General features: G+C 65.3%; 15 protein-coding genes. All 15 read left to right on the forward strand.

Annotated elements, in window-relative coordinates; all coding sequences use genetic code 11:
- Positions 1-35 precede the first annotated feature (35 nt).
- The 15 genes from frr (at position 36) to NMB41_RS10730 (ending at position 14729) form a co-directional block, all read left to right on the forward strand.
- Entirely contained in the window at positions 36-596 is a 561-nt protein-coding gene (gene frr, locus NMB41_RS10660; RefSeq protein ID WP_494382420.1) for a ribosome recycling factor, read from the forward strand.
- Between the two features lie 182 nt (positions 597-778).
- Entirely contained in the window at positions 779-1531 is a 753-nt protein-coding gene (gene uppS / locus NMB41_RS10665) for a polyprenyl diphosphate synthase (RefSeq protein WP_494382421.1), read from the forward strand.
- A 14-nt stretch (positions 1532-1545) separates the two neighbouring features.
- Entirely contained in the window at positions 1546-2379 is an 834-nt protein-coding gene (locus tag NMB41_RS10670; RefSeq protein ID WP_494382422.1) for a phosphatidate cytidylyltransferase, read from the forward strand.
- A gap of 11 nt (positions 2380-2390) precedes the next feature.
- Positions 2391-3569, forward strand: a complete 1179-nt coding sequence (ispC, locus tag NMB41_RS10675; protein WP_494382423.1) for a 1-deoxy-D-xylulose-5-phosphate reductoisomerase — start codon at positions 2391-2393, stop codon at positions 3567-3569.
- A gap of 2 nt (positions 3570-3571) precedes the next feature.
- Positions 3572-4909, forward strand: a complete 1338-nt coding sequence (gene rseP, locus NMB41_RS10680; protein WP_494382424.1) for an RIP metalloprotease RseP — start codon at positions 3572-3574, stop codon at positions 4907-4909.
- A gap of 68 nt (positions 4910-4977) precedes the next feature.
- Positions 4978-7314 carry an outer membrane protein assembly factor BamA gene (gene bamA / locus NMB41_RS10685; RefSeq protein ID WP_494382425.1) on the forward strand — a complete coding sequence of 779 codons (2337 nt, stop codon included), beginning with the start codon at positions 4978-4980 and terminating at the stop codon, positions 7312-7314.
- A 53-nt stretch (positions 7315-7367) separates the two neighbouring features.
- Positions 7368-7910, forward strand: coding sequence for an OmpH/Skp family outer membrane protein (locus tag NMB41_RS10690; RefSeq protein ID WP_494382426.1), 543 nt, complete (start codon positions 7368-7370; stop codon positions 7908-7910).
- 1 nt (position 7911) lies between these two features.
- Complete coding sequence (gene lpxD, locus NMB41_RS10695; protein ID WP_494382427.1) at positions 7912-9000, forward strand: UDP-3-O-(3-hydroxymyristoyl)glucosamine N-acyltransferase; 1089 nt, start codon at positions 7912-7914, stop codon at positions 8998-9000.
- Positions 8993-9484 carry a 3-hydroxyacyl-ACP dehydratase FabZ gene (gene fabZ / locus NMB41_RS10700; protein ID WP_494382428.1) on the forward strand — a complete coding sequence of 164 codons (492 nt, stop codon included), beginning with the start codon at positions 8993-8995 and terminating at the stop codon, positions 9482-9484. Before lpxD ends, fabZ begins: the two co-directional genes overlap by 8 nt.
- Positions 9484-10275, forward strand: coding sequence for an acyl-ACP--UDP-N-acetylglucosamine O-acyltransferase (gene lpxA / locus NMB41_RS10705; RefSeq protein WP_494382429.1), 792 nt, complete (start codon positions 9484-9486; stop codon positions 10273-10275). The genes fabZ and lpxA overlap by 1 nt, the downstream gene beginning before the upstream one ends.
- The gene (gene lpxB / locus NMB41_RS10710) at positions 10259-11410 is read left to right on the forward strand and encodes a lipid-A-disaccharide synthase (protein ID WP_494382430.1); all 1152 of its coding nucleotides are present in this window, start codon (positions 10259-10261) and stop codon (positions 11408-11410) included. Before lpxA ends, lpxB begins: the two co-directional genes overlap by 17 nt.
- 13 nt (positions 11411-11423) lie before the next feature.
- Positions 11424-12074: a ribonuclease HII gene (gene rnhB, locus NMB41_RS10715; RefSeq protein ID WP_494382431.1), complete on the forward strand. Its 651-nt coding sequence runs from the start codon at positions 11424-11426 to the stop codon at positions 12072-12074.
- Positions 12071-12856 carry a TrmH family RNA methyltransferase gene (locus NMB41_RS10720; protein ID WP_494382432.1) on the forward strand — a complete coding sequence of 262 codons (786 nt, stop codon included), beginning with the start codon at positions 12071-12073 and terminating at the stop codon, positions 12854-12856. The genes rnhB and NMB41_RS10720 overlap by 4 nt, the downstream gene beginning before the upstream one ends.
- A 77-nt stretch (positions 12857-12933) precedes the next feature.
- Positions 12934-14130, forward strand: coding sequence for an EAL domain-containing response regulator (locus NMB41_RS10725; RefSeq protein ID WP_494382433.1), 1197 nt, complete (start codon positions 12934-12936; stop codon positions 14128-14130).
- Positions 14131-14141: 11 nt separating this feature from the next.
- Positions 14142-14729, forward strand: a complete 588-nt coding sequence (locus NMB41_RS10730) for a DUF6151 family protein (RefSeq protein ID WP_494382434.1) — start codon at positions 14142-14144, stop codon at positions 14727-14729.
- Positions 14730-14750 lie beyond the last annotated feature (21 nt).

Raw genomic sequence — 14750 nt, forward strand, 5'->3', positions numbered from 1 at the left:
AACTCGCTTTTAATATCGAATAACAGGAGAGCAGCATGTCCTTAGCTGACGTAAAAAAGAATGCGCAAGAGCGCATGACCAAGTCGATCGAAACCCTGCGTGCCGACCTGGCCAAGGTTCGTACCGGCCGTGCCCACACCGGCATCCTCGACCACATCACGGTCGACTACTACGGCTCGCCGACCCCGCTGACCGGCGTGGCCAACGTCACCCTGATCGACGCCCGCACCATCGGCGTGCAGCCGTATGAAAAGAAGATGCTGAGCACCATCGAAAAAGCGATCCGCGATTCCGACCTCGGCCTGAACCCGTCCACCTTCGGCGAACTGGTCCGCGTGCCGACCCCGGCCCTGACCGAAGAGCGCCGCAAGGAAATGGTCAAGCTGGTCAAATCGGAAGCCGAAGATGCGAAGATTGCCGTGCGCAACATTCGCCGCGACGCCAACGAGCAGCTGAAAAAGATGGTCAAGGACAAGACCGCATCGGAAGATGACGAGCGCCGCTCCTCCGACGAAATCCAGAAGCTGACCGACAAGTTCGTCGCCGACATCGACAAGATGGTGACGGAAAAGGAAAAAGAAGTCCTGACCGTGTAAGATGCCGTGCTCGGGCGCGATGGCAAGGCCATCCGCAAGCGAGCACAGCAACTACGCTGTAACTGGTAAGCAGACGTAACCGACAGCAGCATGCGGACCATTGCCGGGCACAATCGCGCAAGGTCCGCTTGCTCATTCACCTTATTACCCGCCTTCCGTACGTCCCTGATGGCAAACGATTTATGATCTTTAAGAGTTCCACGACCGTAGTTCCCGATGTGCCGGCCGTCCCGCGCCATATTGCCGTCATCATGGACGGCAACGGGCGCTGGGCGACGAAACGCCTGCTGCCCCGCGTCGCGGGTCACGTCAAGGGCGTCGAGGCGGTGCGCGGCGTGGTCGAAGCCTGCGTGCTGCGCGGGGTCGAATACCTTACCCTGTTTGCTTTTTCGTCGGAAAACTGGCGCCGTCCGGAAGAGGAAGTCTCGCTCCTGATGCGCCTGTTCGTCACCGCGCTCGAACGCGAAGTGTCGAAAATGCACGCCAATAACATCCGCCTGAAAGTCGTGGGCGACCTGTCGCGCTTCGATGCCAAGCTGCGCGAGATGATCGCCAATGCCGAGCGCCGCACGGCCGGCAACACGCGCCTGACGGTCTCGGTCTGCGCCAATTACGGCGGACGCTGGGACATCATGCAGGCCACCTCGAAAATGGTCGCCGCCAATCCGGGCGTGGCCGAGTTCAGCGAAGACATGCTGGCCCCGCACCTGGCGATGGCCTATGCGCCCGAGCCCGACCTGTTCATCCGCACCGGCGGGGAAGAGCGCATTTCGAACTTCCTGCTGTGGCAGCTGGCCTATTCCGAGCTGTATTTCACCGACACCTATTGGCCGGACTTCTCGGTCGAGTCACTCGACGCGGCGATCGCGTCCTACCAGAACCGCGAGCGCCGTTTCGGCCGCACCGGCGAACAAGTCGCCAACAAGACCAAATAAGACTAACCAAGCTGATGCTCAAAACCCGGATCCTCACCGCGCTCGTGCTGCTGGCAGTGCTCCTGCCAGTGCTGTATTCGAATAACTTCACGGCGTTCGCGGTGGTGGTGACCGCCTTCTTCGGCGCCGCGGTCTGGGAAACCTTCCGCCTGTTCAATCCGAAGTCGAACAAGGCGGCCATCGTGGCCGTGTTCTGGACCGCCGCCTTTGCCTGGACCTTCTTCTTCAGCGCCAACGGCGCGGCCCAGACCTTCTGGTTCGTGATCAGCGTGCTGGTCTGGGCGCTGCGCTTCGTGCCTTCGCTCAAAATCGGCTTGCCGGCGCTCGACAGCGCCGCCAATACCATGCTCAGCCTGACCTATGCGGTGTCGCTGGTGGGCTGCTTCGCGGCCATCGTCGCGCTGTATGCCTATTCGCCGCTCTACCTGCTGTCGGTGCTGGTGATCGTCTGGTGCGCCGACATCTTCGCTTATTTTTCCGGCAAGGCCTTCGGCAAGCGCAAGCTCGCCCCCTCGATCTCCCCGGGCAAATCCTGGGAAGGCGCGATCGGCGGCGGCATCGCCGTGCTGGTGCTGGCCACGCTCGCCATCGTGCTGGCGAACGAACAGCTGGCCGGAACCTTTCCGATCCGCGTCCAGGCCGGCCTCGGCTGGGCTGCCACCTATCTCGTCCTGATCCTGATCGTCGCCGCCAGCATCGTCGGCGACCTCTTCGAATCCCAGCTCAAGCGCCGCGCCGGCATGAAGGACAGCAGCAACCTGCTGCCGGGCCATGGCGGGGTGCTCGACCGGATCGACGCCCTGGTCCCGGTACTGCCCCTGGCGGCACTGATCGGCGCCTGGCTGTAAGGAGCTTTAACATGCAACGTATTACCATCCTCGGCGCCACCGGCTCGATCGGCGTCTCGACCCTCGACGTGCTCGCGCGTCACCCCGAGCAGTACCAGGTCTACGCACTCTCGGCCCACAGCCGCGTCGACGAACTGGCCGCGCAGTGCCGCCAGTTTCGCCCCGCACGCGCCGTGGTCGGCACGGCCGAAGCGGCCGCCGAATTGGCGCGCCTCCTAGACGGCCTGCCGGTCGAGGTGTCGTATGGCGAGGCCGCCCTGTGCGAGATCGCATCGAGCCCCGATACCGATACCGTGATGGCGGCGATTGTCGGCGCCGCCGGCCTGGCCCCGGCCCTGGCCGCCGCGCGCGCCGGCAAGAAGATCCTGCTGGCGAACAAGGAAGCGCTGGTCATGTCCGGCCAGCTCTTCATGGACGCCGTGCGCGAACACAAGGCGACCCTGCTGCCGATCGACAGCGAGCACAATGCCATCTTCCAGTCGCTGCCCGGCGACTACGCGCGCACGCCCGGCGCAGCCGGCGTGGCGAAGATCCTCTTGACCGCCTCGGGCGGGCCCTTCCTGCACCGCGCCGTCGAAACGCTGGAAGACGTGACCCCGCTTGAAGCCTGCAAGCACCCGAACTGGTCGATGGGCCGCAAGATCTCGGTCGACTCGGCCACCATGATGAACAAGGGCCTGGAAGTGATCGAGGCCCACTGGCTGTTCGGCGCACCGGCCCACCTGATCGAGGTCGTGATCCACCCGCAAAGCGTGATCCACTCGATGGTGTCCTATGTCGACGGCTCGGTGCTGGCCCAGCTCGGCAACCCCGACATGCGCACCCCGATCGCCCATGCGCTGGCTTACCCGGAGCGGATCGACTCGGGCGTGGCCCAGCTCGACCTCACCAGCATGGGCGCGCTGCAATTCCACAAGCCCGATTACGCGCGTTTCCCTTGCCTGGCGCTGGCCTTCGAGGCCCTGCGCGCGGGCGGCACGGCGCCGGCCCTGCTGAACGCGGCCAATGAAATCGCGGTCGAAGCCTTCCTGGACGAGCGCATCGGCTTTCGCGACATCGACCGCGTGCTGCGCCGCGTGATGGACGAGAACGAGCACGGCGCGGCCCACGACATCGAGGCCGTGATGGCCCAGGATGCGCGCGCCCGCGCCGCCGCTTCCAGCATCGTCGCTGCCATCGGGCGGAACTGACCATGGGCTTTCTCTACACTGCGGTAGCCTTCCTGCTGGCGCTCGGGCCGCTCATCATCTTCCATGAACTCGGCCACTACTGGGTTGCGCGCGCCTGCGGCGTGAAAGTGCTGCGCTTCTCGGTCGGCATGGGCAAGGTCGTCTGGTCGCGCCGCTTCGGGCCGGACCAGACCGAATGGGCCATCTCCGCGCTGCCGCTGGGCGGCTATGTCCAGTTCCTCGACAGCCGCGACCCGGAAACGGCGCCGAAGGACGACAAGGACCGCGAGCGCGACTTCATGCGCCAGAACGTCTGGAAACGCATCGCCATCGTCGGCGCCGGCCCGGTCGCCAACTTCCTGCTGGCCATCTTGCTGTTCGGCGCACTCTTCATGCATGGCGTCGAAGAGCCGGGCACCAAGCTGCGTCCGATGGCGGCCGACACCCCGGCCTATGCGGCGGGCCTGCGCGGCGGCGACAGCATCGTCGCAGTGAACGGCGAGCCGGTGGAAGGCTGGTCCGACCTGCGCTGGCAGGTCACCCACCTGGCGGTCGACAAGCAGGATGCGCGCCTGGACGTACGCGGCGCCAACGGCAGCCAGTACACGGCCACGATTCCGGCCAGCGCCATCGGCGAGCCGGGTCCCGAGGGCGACATCATGGGCGCGCTCGGCCTGGACGTCTGGATCGGCCTGCCGCAGGTGGAGAACGCGGTGGCCGGCGGCGCCGGCGCCGCCGCCGGCTTGATGAAGGGCGACGTCGTGCTCGGCGCCGACGGCAAGCCTTTCGCGCACGCGGCCGACTTCGTGCAGGCGGTACGCGCCTCGCCGGGGCGCACCATGCAGCTGGCGGTGCGGCGCGGCAGCCAGAGCTTGAGCCTGCCGTTGACCCCCGCGAAGGACGCGAAAGGGCAGGGCCTGGCCAGCGTGCAGCTGGCGCCGGCGATCGAGCGCGTGACGGTGCAGGCCGGCCCGGTCGAGGCCTTCGCAAAGGGCGCGCGCCGGACCTGGGAGATGACGGTGCTGACGTTCAAGATGATCGGCAAGATCGTCACGGGGCAGGCTTCGCTGAAGAACATCACCGGCCCGATTGCCATTGCCGACTATGCCGGACAGACCGCACGCATGGGCCTGGCCACCTTTTTGGGCTTCATCGCAGTCGTCAGCGTGAGCCTGGGTGTCATGAATCTGTTACCAATCCCCGTGCTCGATGGGGGGCATTTGTTGTATTATTCGCTGGAAGTTTTAACCGGGCGTCCCCTGTCCGAGCGGATCCAAGGATTCGCGCAGCGCGCGGGGGTGGCCTTGCTGTTCATGCTGATGGCGCTCGCCATCTTCAATGACCTGTCGCAGCGGCTATAGCGGCAGCGCGCCACCGCCAAACAAGAATATTTGTATGTTGTCCAATGATTGACCCATTGATTTAGCCAATGAAATCACAACCAGATCGTTTTGCCCTGCCGTTCATTCGCCGCAGCCTGATCGGCGCGGCCGTGCTGGCGCTGTGCGCCGCTCCCGCGCTCGCCGTCAATCCGTTCGTCGTCAAGGACATCCGCATCGAAGGCATCCAGCGTACCGAAGCGGGCACCGTGTTTACCTATCTGCCGGTGCGCGTGGGCGAGACCTTCGATGACGTCAAGGGCGTCGCCGCGATCAAGGCGCTGTATGCAACCGGCTTCTTCAAGGACATCCGCCTCGAAGAAGAAAACGGCGTGCTGGTGGTGCTGGTCGAAGAACGCCCGGCCATCAACACGGTCGAGTTCACCGGCACCAAGGAGTTCGAAAAGGACATGCTGGTCAAGGCGCTGCGCGACATCGGCGTCGGCGAAGCCAAGATCTACGACAAGTCGGCCGTGGACCGCGCCGAACAGGAACTCAAGCGCCAGTACCTGTCGCACGGCCTGTACGGCGTGAAGATCACGACCACGATCACCCCGATCGAGCGCAACCGCGTGAACGTCATGTTCAACGTGGACGAAGGCGACATGTCGCGCATCCGCCAGATCAACATCGTCGGCAACAAGGCCTTCTCGGACAAGGAACTGCGCGAAGTGCTGCAGCTGACCACTTCCGGCTGGTTCACCTGGTATTCGAAGGCCGACCAGTATTCCAAGACCAAGCTGACCGGCGACCTGGAAGCGATCAAGTCCTTCTACCTGGACCGCGGCTACCTGGAGGCGAACGTCGAATCGACCCAGGTGTCGATCACGCCGGACAAGAAGGACATCTACCTCACGATCAACATCACCGAAGGCGAGAAGTACACCGTCTCGAGCGTCAAGCTCGAAGGCGAGACCTTCGGCCGCGAAGAAGAACTGCGCAGCCTGATCGTCCTGCAGCCGGGCCGCACCTATTCGGGCGCGCTGCAGGAAGCCTCGAGCAAGCGCATCTCCGCGCGCCTGGGCAACTTCGGCTATGCGTTTGCAACCGTGAGCGCCGACCCGCAGATCAACCGCGAAAAGCGCGAAGTGGCCTTCACCTTCGTCGTCGACCCGGGCAAGCGCGCGTATGTGCGCCACGTGAACATCTCGGGCAACACGGTCTCGCGCGACGAAGTGATCCGCCGCGAATTCCGCCAGTTCGAAGGCGCCTGGTACGACGCCAACAAGGTCAAGCTCTCGCGCGACCGTGTCGACCGCCTCGGCTACTTCAAGGAAGTGAAGGTCGACACGCCGGAGTCGCCGGGTACCAGCGACCAGGTCGACATCAACCTGACGGTCGAGGAAAAACCGACCGGTAACTTCATGGTCGGCGGTTCGTTCTCGCAGGCCGAGAAGTTCACCTTCACGGCCTCGGTCCAGCAGGCGAACTTCGCCGGCAGCGGCCAGACCGTGGGCATCGACCTGAACACCTCGAAGTACAGCCGCACGATCGCGTTCTCGAACACGAACCCCTATTTCACCGACGACGGCGTCTCGCGCGCCTTCCAGCTCTACCTGCGCACGACCCGTCCGCCGCTGTCGAACATCGGTTCGTACACGGTACGCCAGACCGGCGGCAACATGACCTTCGGCGTGCCGTTCTCCGAGACCGACACCGTCTACTTCGGCGCGGGCCTCGAGCGCACGACCCTCGAGACCGACAGCTCCAGCCCGGCCCTGTACCGCAACTTCGTGGCCCAGAACGGCGGCCCGTCGAACGGTATCGGTACCGGCAAGAGCATCTCGATCCCGCTGAGCGTGGCCTGGGGCCGCGACAGCCGCGACAGCGCGCTGACGCCGAGCATCGGCCGCTACCAGCGCGCCAACTTCGAAATCGACGCGATCGGCGACGCCAAGTATTTCCGCGTGGTCTATGAACAGCAGTGGTACCGTCCGCTGACCTCGTGGATGACGATGGCCCTGCGCGGCGAATTCGATTACGGAAAGGGCATCGGCGGCAGCTCGTATCCGGTCTTCAAGAACTTCTATGCCGGCGGCATCGGCTCGGTGCGCGGCTACGAGAGCTCGACGCTGGGCGTGGTCGATCCGGTCTACGGCGACGCCATCGGCGGCTCCAAGCGCGTCCTCGGCACGGCCGAACTGCAGTTCCCGTTCCCGGGCAGCGGCAAGGACCGCAGCCTGCGCTGGTTCACTTTTGTGGACGGCGGCCAGGTCTTCCAGGAGAAGTCGAAGATCTACCTGGGCGAGCTGCGTTACTCGGCAGGTATCGGCCTGTCGTGGATTTCGCCGGTCGGTCCGCTGCGCTTGAGTTATGCTAAGCCCCTGAATGAGAAACCGGGCGACCAGCTCGAGCGCTTCCAGTTCCAGATGGGCACGGGCTTCTGACCGGCGCCCGTCGGCATTTACCCCTGGGTTTACCCTTTTCATCGCGGAGAACCATGTTGAAAAATCCGATAGCCTCGCTGCCACGCATCTTGTCACAAGCGCTGCCACACGCGCTGGTGCTGGCGGCCCTGTGCGGCACCGCCTCACCGGCCCTGGCGCAATCGGCCCCTAGCCGGATCGGCTTCGTGACCACCGAGCGCCTGATGACGGAATCGAAAATGGCCAAGGCGGCCGACGCCAAGATCCAGGCCGAGTTTTCGAAGCGCCAGAAGACGACCGAAGAGATGCTTGGCAAGTTCAAGCAGATGAGCGAAAAGTTCGATACCGACGCGCCGCGCCTGACCGACATCGAGCGCACCCGCCGCGCGCGCGAGCTGTTCGACATGGAAAAGGACGTGCAGCGCATGCAGCGCGAATTCACCGAAGACCTGATGCAGAGGAAGAGTGAAGAGCGCGCCGCGATCGCCACCAGGGCCTACAAGCTGATCGAACAGATCGCCGAGCAGGAAAAGCTCGACGCCGTGCTGCAGGAAGCGGCGTGGTCGAGCCCGCGCATCGACATCACCGACAGGATCCTGAAACTGCTGGACAAGTAACTTGGAACATCGTCAACATTCACAGCCGGGCGTACGCCTCGGCGACCTGGTCGAGCGTTTCGGCGGCCAGCTGGCGGGCGATCCCGACCTCATCGTCGCGTCGATCGCGCCGCTCGACAGCGCAGGGGCCAGCCAGATCAGCTTCCTCAGCAACAGCAAGCTGCGCGCGCTGGCCGCGCAAAGCGAAGCGGCGGCGCTGATCCTGTCGCCGCTGGACGACCCGTCCGTTGCCGCCACCTATACCGGCGCGCGCATCGTCACCACCAACCCCTACGCCTATTTCGCCCGCGCCGCGCAGTATTTCGTCTCGCTCGAAGAAGCCGCCCCAAGCCCGGGCATCCACCCGAGCGCGGTCGTCGATGCCTCGGCCGAGATCGACGCCACGGCCCACATCGGCCCGCACGTCACGATCGAAGCAGGAGCGGTGGTGAAAGCCGGCGCCATCGTCGATCACGGCTGCTTCATCGGGCGTGAAGCGACCGTGGGCGAGGGCACGCACCTCTACGCCAACGTCACCTTCCACAGGAAATGTATCATCGGCGCGCGCGGCATCGTCCATTCGGGCGCGGTGATCGGCGGCGACGGCTTCGGCTTTGCCAACGAGGCGGGCGTCTACATCAAGATTCCGCAGACCGGACGCGTGGTGATCGGCGACGACGTCGATATCGGCTCGAACACCTCGATCGACCGCGGCGCGCTGGCCGACACGATCATCGAAGACGGCGTCAAGCTCGACAACCAGATCCAGATCGGCCACAACTGCCATATCGGCAAGCACACGGCGATGGCCGGCTGCGTCGGCGTGGCCGGCAGCGCGAAGATCGGCAGCCGCTGTACCTTCGGGGGCGCGGCGATGGTGCTCGGGCATCTGGAGATCGCCGACAACGTGCATATCTCGTCGGGCAGCATGGTCTCGCGCTCGGTGCTCGAACCGGGCCAGTACACGGGATTTTATCCGCTGGCGAAAAACGCCGAATGGGAAAAGTCGGCCGCGATCGTGCGCAACCTGAACACCATGCGCGACAAGATCCGCGCCCTGGAAAAAACAATCAAAACGATTACCGAACAGAGCAAACCCGAAAATGACTGATACCGTAGCCAACACCGCGCCCAAGCGCACGCTGAACATCACCGAGATCAAGGAATATCTGCCGCACCGCTATCCGCTGCTGCTGGTCGACCGCGTGCTCGACGTCGAAATCGGCAAGCGCATCACCGCGATCAAGAACGTCACCGTCAACGAAGAATTTTTCAACGGCCACTTCCCGCACCAGCCGGTGATGCCGGGCGTCCTGATGATCGAAGCGATGGCGCAAACCGCGGCCATCCTGTCCTTCATGACGATGGACGTGAAGCCCGACGAGAACTCGGTCGTGTACTTCGTCGGCATCGACAACGCGCGCTTCAAGCGTCCGGTCGGTCCCGGCGACCAGCTGGTGATGGACGTCGAGATCCTGCGCGTCTCGCGCGGCATCTGGAAGTACAAGGCCACGGCCAGCGTCGACGGCAAGGTCGCTGTCGAGGGCGAACTGATGTGCACCATCCGTGCCAACGAGAGTGCAGCGGGGCAGTAATGAGCAACAAGATTCACGCCACGGCGATCGTCGACCCGAAGGCCGAGCTCGATAGTTCGGTCGAGGTCGGCCCGTATTCGATCGTCGGCCCCAACGTGCGCATCGATGCCGGTACCGTCGTCGGGCCGCACGTGGTCATCGAAGGCCATACGACGGTCGGCAAGGACAACAAGTTTTTCCAGTTCTGCTCGATCGGCGCCGCGCCCCAGGACAAGAAGTGGAACGGCGAGCCGACTCGCCTGGAAATCGGCGACGGCAATACGGTGCGCGAGTTCGTCACCTTCAACCTGGGCACGGCCCAGGACGAGGGCGTCACGCGCCTGGGCAACGACAACTGGATCTCGGCCTATGTGCACCTGGCGCACGACTGCCAGGTCGGCAGCCACACGATCTTCTCGAACAACGCACAACTGGCCGGCCACGTGCACGTGGGCGACCACGCCATCCTGTCGGGCTATGCCGGCGTGCACCAGTTCTGCAAGATCGGCGCGCATGCCTTCATCGGCATGTACACCAGCCTGACGCAGGACGTGCCGCCTTTCGTGCTGGTGTCGGGTAACCCGGCCGGCGCGCGCGGCGTGAATATCGAAGGCCTCAAGCGCCGCGGCTTCACGCGTCCCCAGATCGACGGCATCCGCGCCGCCTACAAGCACATCTACCGCGAGAACCTGACGCTGGAAGAGGCCAAGGCGGCCCTGGCGCGCGATGAAGAATCGATGCCGGACGCGGCAAGCCAGATCCGCGCCATGCGCGACTTCCTCGGCAGCGCCACCCGTGGCATCGTCCGCTGAGGTTTCGTTAGCCCTGGTCGCCGGCGAGGTGTCCGGCGACATGCTCGCCGCCCGCCTGCTGGCCGGGCTGCGGCCCCATCTCCCGAACGCGCGCTTCCACGGCATCGGCGGGCCGCGCATGATCGAGCAGGGTTTCGTGTCGGAGTTGCCGATGGAGACCCTGACCGTACGCGGCCTGTTTGAAATCATCCCGCGCTACCGCGAAATCAAGGGCATCCAGAACCGCCTGCGCGAGCGCCTGGTCCGGGAGCGTCCGGCCGCCTTCATCGGCGCCGACTACCCCGGCTTCAACCTCGGCCTGGAAGAGCAGCTGCGCGCCGCCGGGATTCCGACCGTGCATTTCATCGGCCCCCAGATCTGGGCCTGGCGCGGCGGGCGCATCAAGAAGATCCAGCGCGCGGTCTCGCACATGCTGGTGATCTTCCCCTTCGAAGAGCAAATCTACAAGGATGCCGGCGTGCCGGTAACCTATATCGGCCATCCGCTGGCCGAAACTATTCCGATGGCGCCGGATGCCGCGGCGGCGCGCACGGCGCTGGGCCTGGCGCGCGATGCGCGCGTGGTCGCCATCATGCCGGGCAGCCGCATGGGCGAGCTGAAATACCTGGCCGAGCCCTTCGTGCGCGCGGCCGGCCTGCTGGCCAAACGCGATCCCGGCCTGCGCTTCGTGGTGCCGATGGCGGGCGAAAAGCAGCGCGCCTACTTCAGCGAGATCGTCGCCCAGACCGGCCTGGGGGGCATCGAGCTGACCCTGGCCGACAACTCGCACACGGCCATTGCCGCGGCCGACGCCGTGCTGGTTGCGTCCGGCACGGCGACGCTGGAAGTGGCGCTGTTCAAGAAGCCGATGGTGATTGCCTATAAAGTCATGCGCGCGTCCTGGGAAATCATGCGCCACATGGGCTACATGCCCTGGATTGGCCTGCCGAACATCCTGGCGCGCGAATTCGTCGTGCCGGAGCTGCTGCAGCACGCCGTGACGCCCGAAGCGCTGGCCGATGCGGTGTGGCAGCAACTAAACGACGCCGCGGGACGCGAGCGGCTTGCGGCGCGCTTCACGGAGATGCATCATGGCCTCCTGCGCGATAGCGCTGCGGTCAGTGCAGAGGCTGTGCTGAAGGTCATTGGAAAATAAAGAATCAGGCACCATGAGTAAAAAACGCTTCAACTTCTACCCCGGCCTGCCGCCGCGGCTGCGCCCGTTCACCGACCTCGACATCGTCTGCGGCGTCGACGAGGCCGGCCGCGGCCCGCTGGCCGGCCCGGTGTATGCCGCCGCCGTCATCCTCGACCCGAAGCGCCCGATCGAAGGCCTGCGCGATTCGAAAAAGCTGACCGAGGCGCGCCGCGACGAACTGGCGCCGCAGATCCGCGAGTACGCGCTGGCCTGGGCGATTGCCGAAGCCTCGTGCGAGGAAATCGACACCCTCAACATCCTGCATGCGACCATGCTGGCGATGCGGCGCGCCGTGGAAGCCCTGCAGACGATCCCGACCCTGGCCCTGATCGACGGCAACCGCTGCCCGCCCATGACCATCCGCGCCCATGCGGTGATCGAAGGCGACGACAAGTGCCACGCGATCTCGGCCGCCTCGATCCTGGCCAAGACCGCGCGCGACGCCGAACTGGTGCGCCTGCATGCCCAGTACCCGCAGTATTGCTTCGACCAGCACAAGGGTTATTCGACGGCGCTGCACCTGGAGCGCCTGCGCCTGCACGGCCCGTCGCCGGTGCACCGGCGTTCGTTCGCACCGGTGCGCAACCTGCTGCAGGTCGACCTGTTCGCGGCCGTCGCATGAAACAGGTTTCTTCGCGCGACAATCCCTTCTACAAGGAACTCAAGGCGCTCGCCGCCAGCTCGCAGGCGCGCCGCAAGGCAGGGCGCACGCTGCTCGACGGCGTGCACCTGTGCCAGTCCTGGCTCGACCTGCGCGGCGCGCCGGGCCATTGCGTGGTCTCGGATGGCGCCTTGCACCATCCCGAGGTGGCCGGCATCGTCGAGCGCTGCGAAAGCCTGCGCGCGCACGTCACGGTCTTGCCGGACGCGCTGTTCGGCGCCCTCAGCCAGGTCGAGCATGGCGTGCACCTGCTGTTCCTGGTCGACACGCCATCGCCCGTCCAGCCGCACAGCTTGACCGTATCGAGCGTGCTGCTCGACGGCGTGCAGGACCCCGGCAATGTCGGCTCGATCCTGCGCAGCGCCGGCGCGGCCGGCATCACCCAGGTGTTCTGCAGCGCCGGGACGGCCTTCTGCTGGTCGCCCAAGGTGCTGCGCGCGGCGATGGGCGCGCATTTCGTGCTCGAGATTTTCGAGAACGCCGACCTCGGCGCGCTGATCGACAACTCGAAGCTGCCGGTGCTGGCGATGAGCGGTTACGCCAAGCAGAAGCTGTACGAGGTCGACCTGACCGGCCCCGTCGCCTGGCTGCTAGGACACGAAGGGCAGGGCGTGGCGATTGAGCTGATGGAACGCGCCACGCACCAGGTGGTGATCCCGCATGCGGGGCAGGTCGAGTCGCTCAATGTGGCCGCGGCCGCCGCCATCTGCTTCTTCGAACAGCTGCGCCAGCGGGCGGCATGAGCGCGGCATCAGCGCGATTCATGGACGGCATTGCCCCCTGTAGGGTAAGCTCGCGCTAAACAGCTTGTGGAGTAGAGATGGACATCGCGCATTTGCATTTCCTGGTAGCCGAAGCCGACAGCACGCAGCGTTCCGGGCTGGTCGAGATGCTGGGCCGCCTCGGCGCCAGCCGCGTCACCGAGGTGCCCGACGGGCACATGGCGCTGCGCACCTTCCAGGCCGGCTTCACGCCGCGCGTGCACGTCGCCATCATCGACCTCGCGCTGCCCGGCATGGACGGCCTGGAACTGATCCGCAACCTGGCAATGCTCGACTCCGGGATCAGCCTGATCGTCACCGGCGCCCAGCCGGCCAACCTGCTGTTCTCGGTCGAGACCCTGGCCCAGGCCTACGGCATCGACCTGCTCGGGTCGGTCTCGAAGCCGGTCACCGCCGCCAAGCTCAAACCCCTGATCGACAACTACGCGCCGGCGAGCGTGCCGCCCACGCTCGACAGCACCCCGCGCTTCGAATTCGCCGAGATCGGCAACGGCCTGCAGAAGCGCCAGTTCGAACCCTTCTTCCAGCCGAAGATCGAACTCGCCACCGGCCAGGTGAAGGGCCTGGAAGCCTTCGCGCGCTGGAACCATCCCGAGCACGGCCTGCTGGGGCCGTCGGCCTTCATCGACGCCCTGGTCCAGAACAACCGCATCGATTTTCTCGACTGGAGCATGATCGAGCTGTCGGTCGAGCGCTGCCGCTGGCTGCACGACCAGGGCACGCCGATCTCGATCTCGATCAACCTGGCGCCCGAGACCCTGGCCCATCCCGCCTTCCTGCGCCAGATCACGGCCTGCCTGGGCCGCCACGCGATCCTGCCCGACTACATCACCTTCGAAATGCCGGAGTCTTCGGCGCTCAACACCGACCCGAATTTCATCGAGCGCCTGGTGCGCCTGCGGATGATGGGCTTTGGCCTGGCGATCGACGACTACGGCACCGGACGCTCGAACCTGCAGCTGCTCGCCCGCATCCCGTTCACGGAACTCAAAATCGACCGCAGCTTCGTCGACGGCGCCTCGAAACGGCGCCCGCTCGGCACCGTGCTGCGCTCCTGCCTGTCCCTCGCCCACAGCCTGGACCGGATGTCGGTGGCCGTCGGCGTCGAGACGCGCCAGGACTGGGACTTCCTGCAGGGGCTGGGCTGCACCTATGCCCAGGGCTATCACATTGCCAATCCGATGGAGGCATCGGCCTTCCCCGGATGGCTCGAGGATTGGCGCCACTTTTTCTGATTGGAGGAGTGATGGGAATTGCGCTACGCTGCCAGTGCGGCAAGCTGCAGGGTGAAGTCGATGCCAAGCAGGTGGCCGCGCGCGCCGTCTGCTATTGCAAGGACTGCCAGGCTTTCGCCCGCTACCTGAAGGCCGAGGACCGCGTGCTCGACGCCGGCGGCGGCACCGAGGTCGAGGCGGCGCTGCCGGCGGCGGTGCGCTTCACCAGCGGCCAGGAACACCTGGCCTGCATGTCGCTCAGCCCGAAAGGCATCTACCGCTGGTACGCGTCCTGCTGCAATACCCCGATCGGGAATACCCCGCGCGACCCGAAGATGTCGTATGTCGGGGTGGTGCGCACCTGCCTCGACGCGCCGCTTGATACCATCGAGCGCGACCTGGGGCGCGTGCGCATGGTCGCCAGTTCCAGCTCGGCCTACGGTCCAAGCAAGCCCAAGCCCCTGGGCAGCGTGCTTGCGATCGGCAAGATCGGCGTCATGCTGGTCAAGGCGCGCCTGAATGGCGGCTGGCGCGACAATCCCTTCTTCGATGCATCCGGTGCGCCGGTGCGCGCGCCGCGCGTGCTGACGCTGGAGGAGCGGGCGGCCCTCACGCGCTGAAAGGCAAATGAATGGAAGTAT

This window comes from Massilia sp. FBCC-B171 (assembly GCF_059134155.1).

Bases quoted from the DNA above. Each gene is read 5' to 3' on its own strand.
- NMB41_RS10725 (WP_494382433.1), top strand. From the start codon at position 12,934: ATGGACATCGCGCATTTGCATTTCCTGGTAGCCGAAGCCGACAGCACG.
- frr (WP_494382420.1), top strand. From the start codon at position 36: ATGTCCTTAGCTGACGTAAAAAAGAATGCGCAAGAGCGCATGACCAAG.
- NMB41_RS10730 (WP_494382434.1), top strand. From the start codon at position 14,142: ATGGGAATTGCGCTACGCTGCCAGTGCGGCAAGCTGCAGGGTGAAGTC.
- lpxA (WP_494382429.1), top strand. From the start codon at position 9,484: ATGAGCAACAAGATTCACGCCACGGCGATCGTCGACCCGAAGGCCGAG.
- NMB41_RS10690 (WP_494382426.1), top strand. From the start codon at position 7,368: ATGTTGAAAAATCCGATAGCCTCGCTGCCACGCATCTTGTCACAAGCG.
- NMB41_RS10670 (WP_494382422.1), top strand. From the start codon at position 1,546: ATGCTCAAAACCCGGATCCTCACCGCGCTCGTGCTGCTGGCAGTGCTC.
- NMB41_RS10720 (WP_494382432.1), top strand. From the start codon at position 12,071: ATGAAACAGGTTTCTTCGCGCGACAATCCCTTCTACAAGGAACTCAAG.
- fabZ (WP_494382428.1), top strand. From the start codon at position 8,993: ATGACTGATACCGTAGCCAACACCGCGCCCAAGCGCACGCTGAACATC.
- bamA (WP_494382425.1), top strand. From the start codon at position 4,978: ATGAAATCACAACCAGATCGTTTTGCCCTGCCGTTCATTCGCCGCAGC.
- rseP (WP_494382424.1), top strand. From the start codon at position 3,572: ATGGGCTTTCTCTACACTGCGGTAGCCTTCCTGCTGGCGCTCGGGCCG.
- rnhB (WP_494382431.1), top strand. From the start codon at position 11,424: ATGAGTAAAAAACGCTTCAACTTCTACCCCGGCCTGCCGCCGCGGCTG.
- uppS (WP_494382421.1), top strand. From the start codon at position 779: ATGATCTTTAAGAGTTCCACGACCGTAGTTCCCGATGTGCCGGCCGTC.
- ispC (WP_494382423.1), top strand. From the start codon at position 2,391: ATGCAACGTATTACCATCCTCGGCGCCACCGGCTCGATCGGCGTCTCG.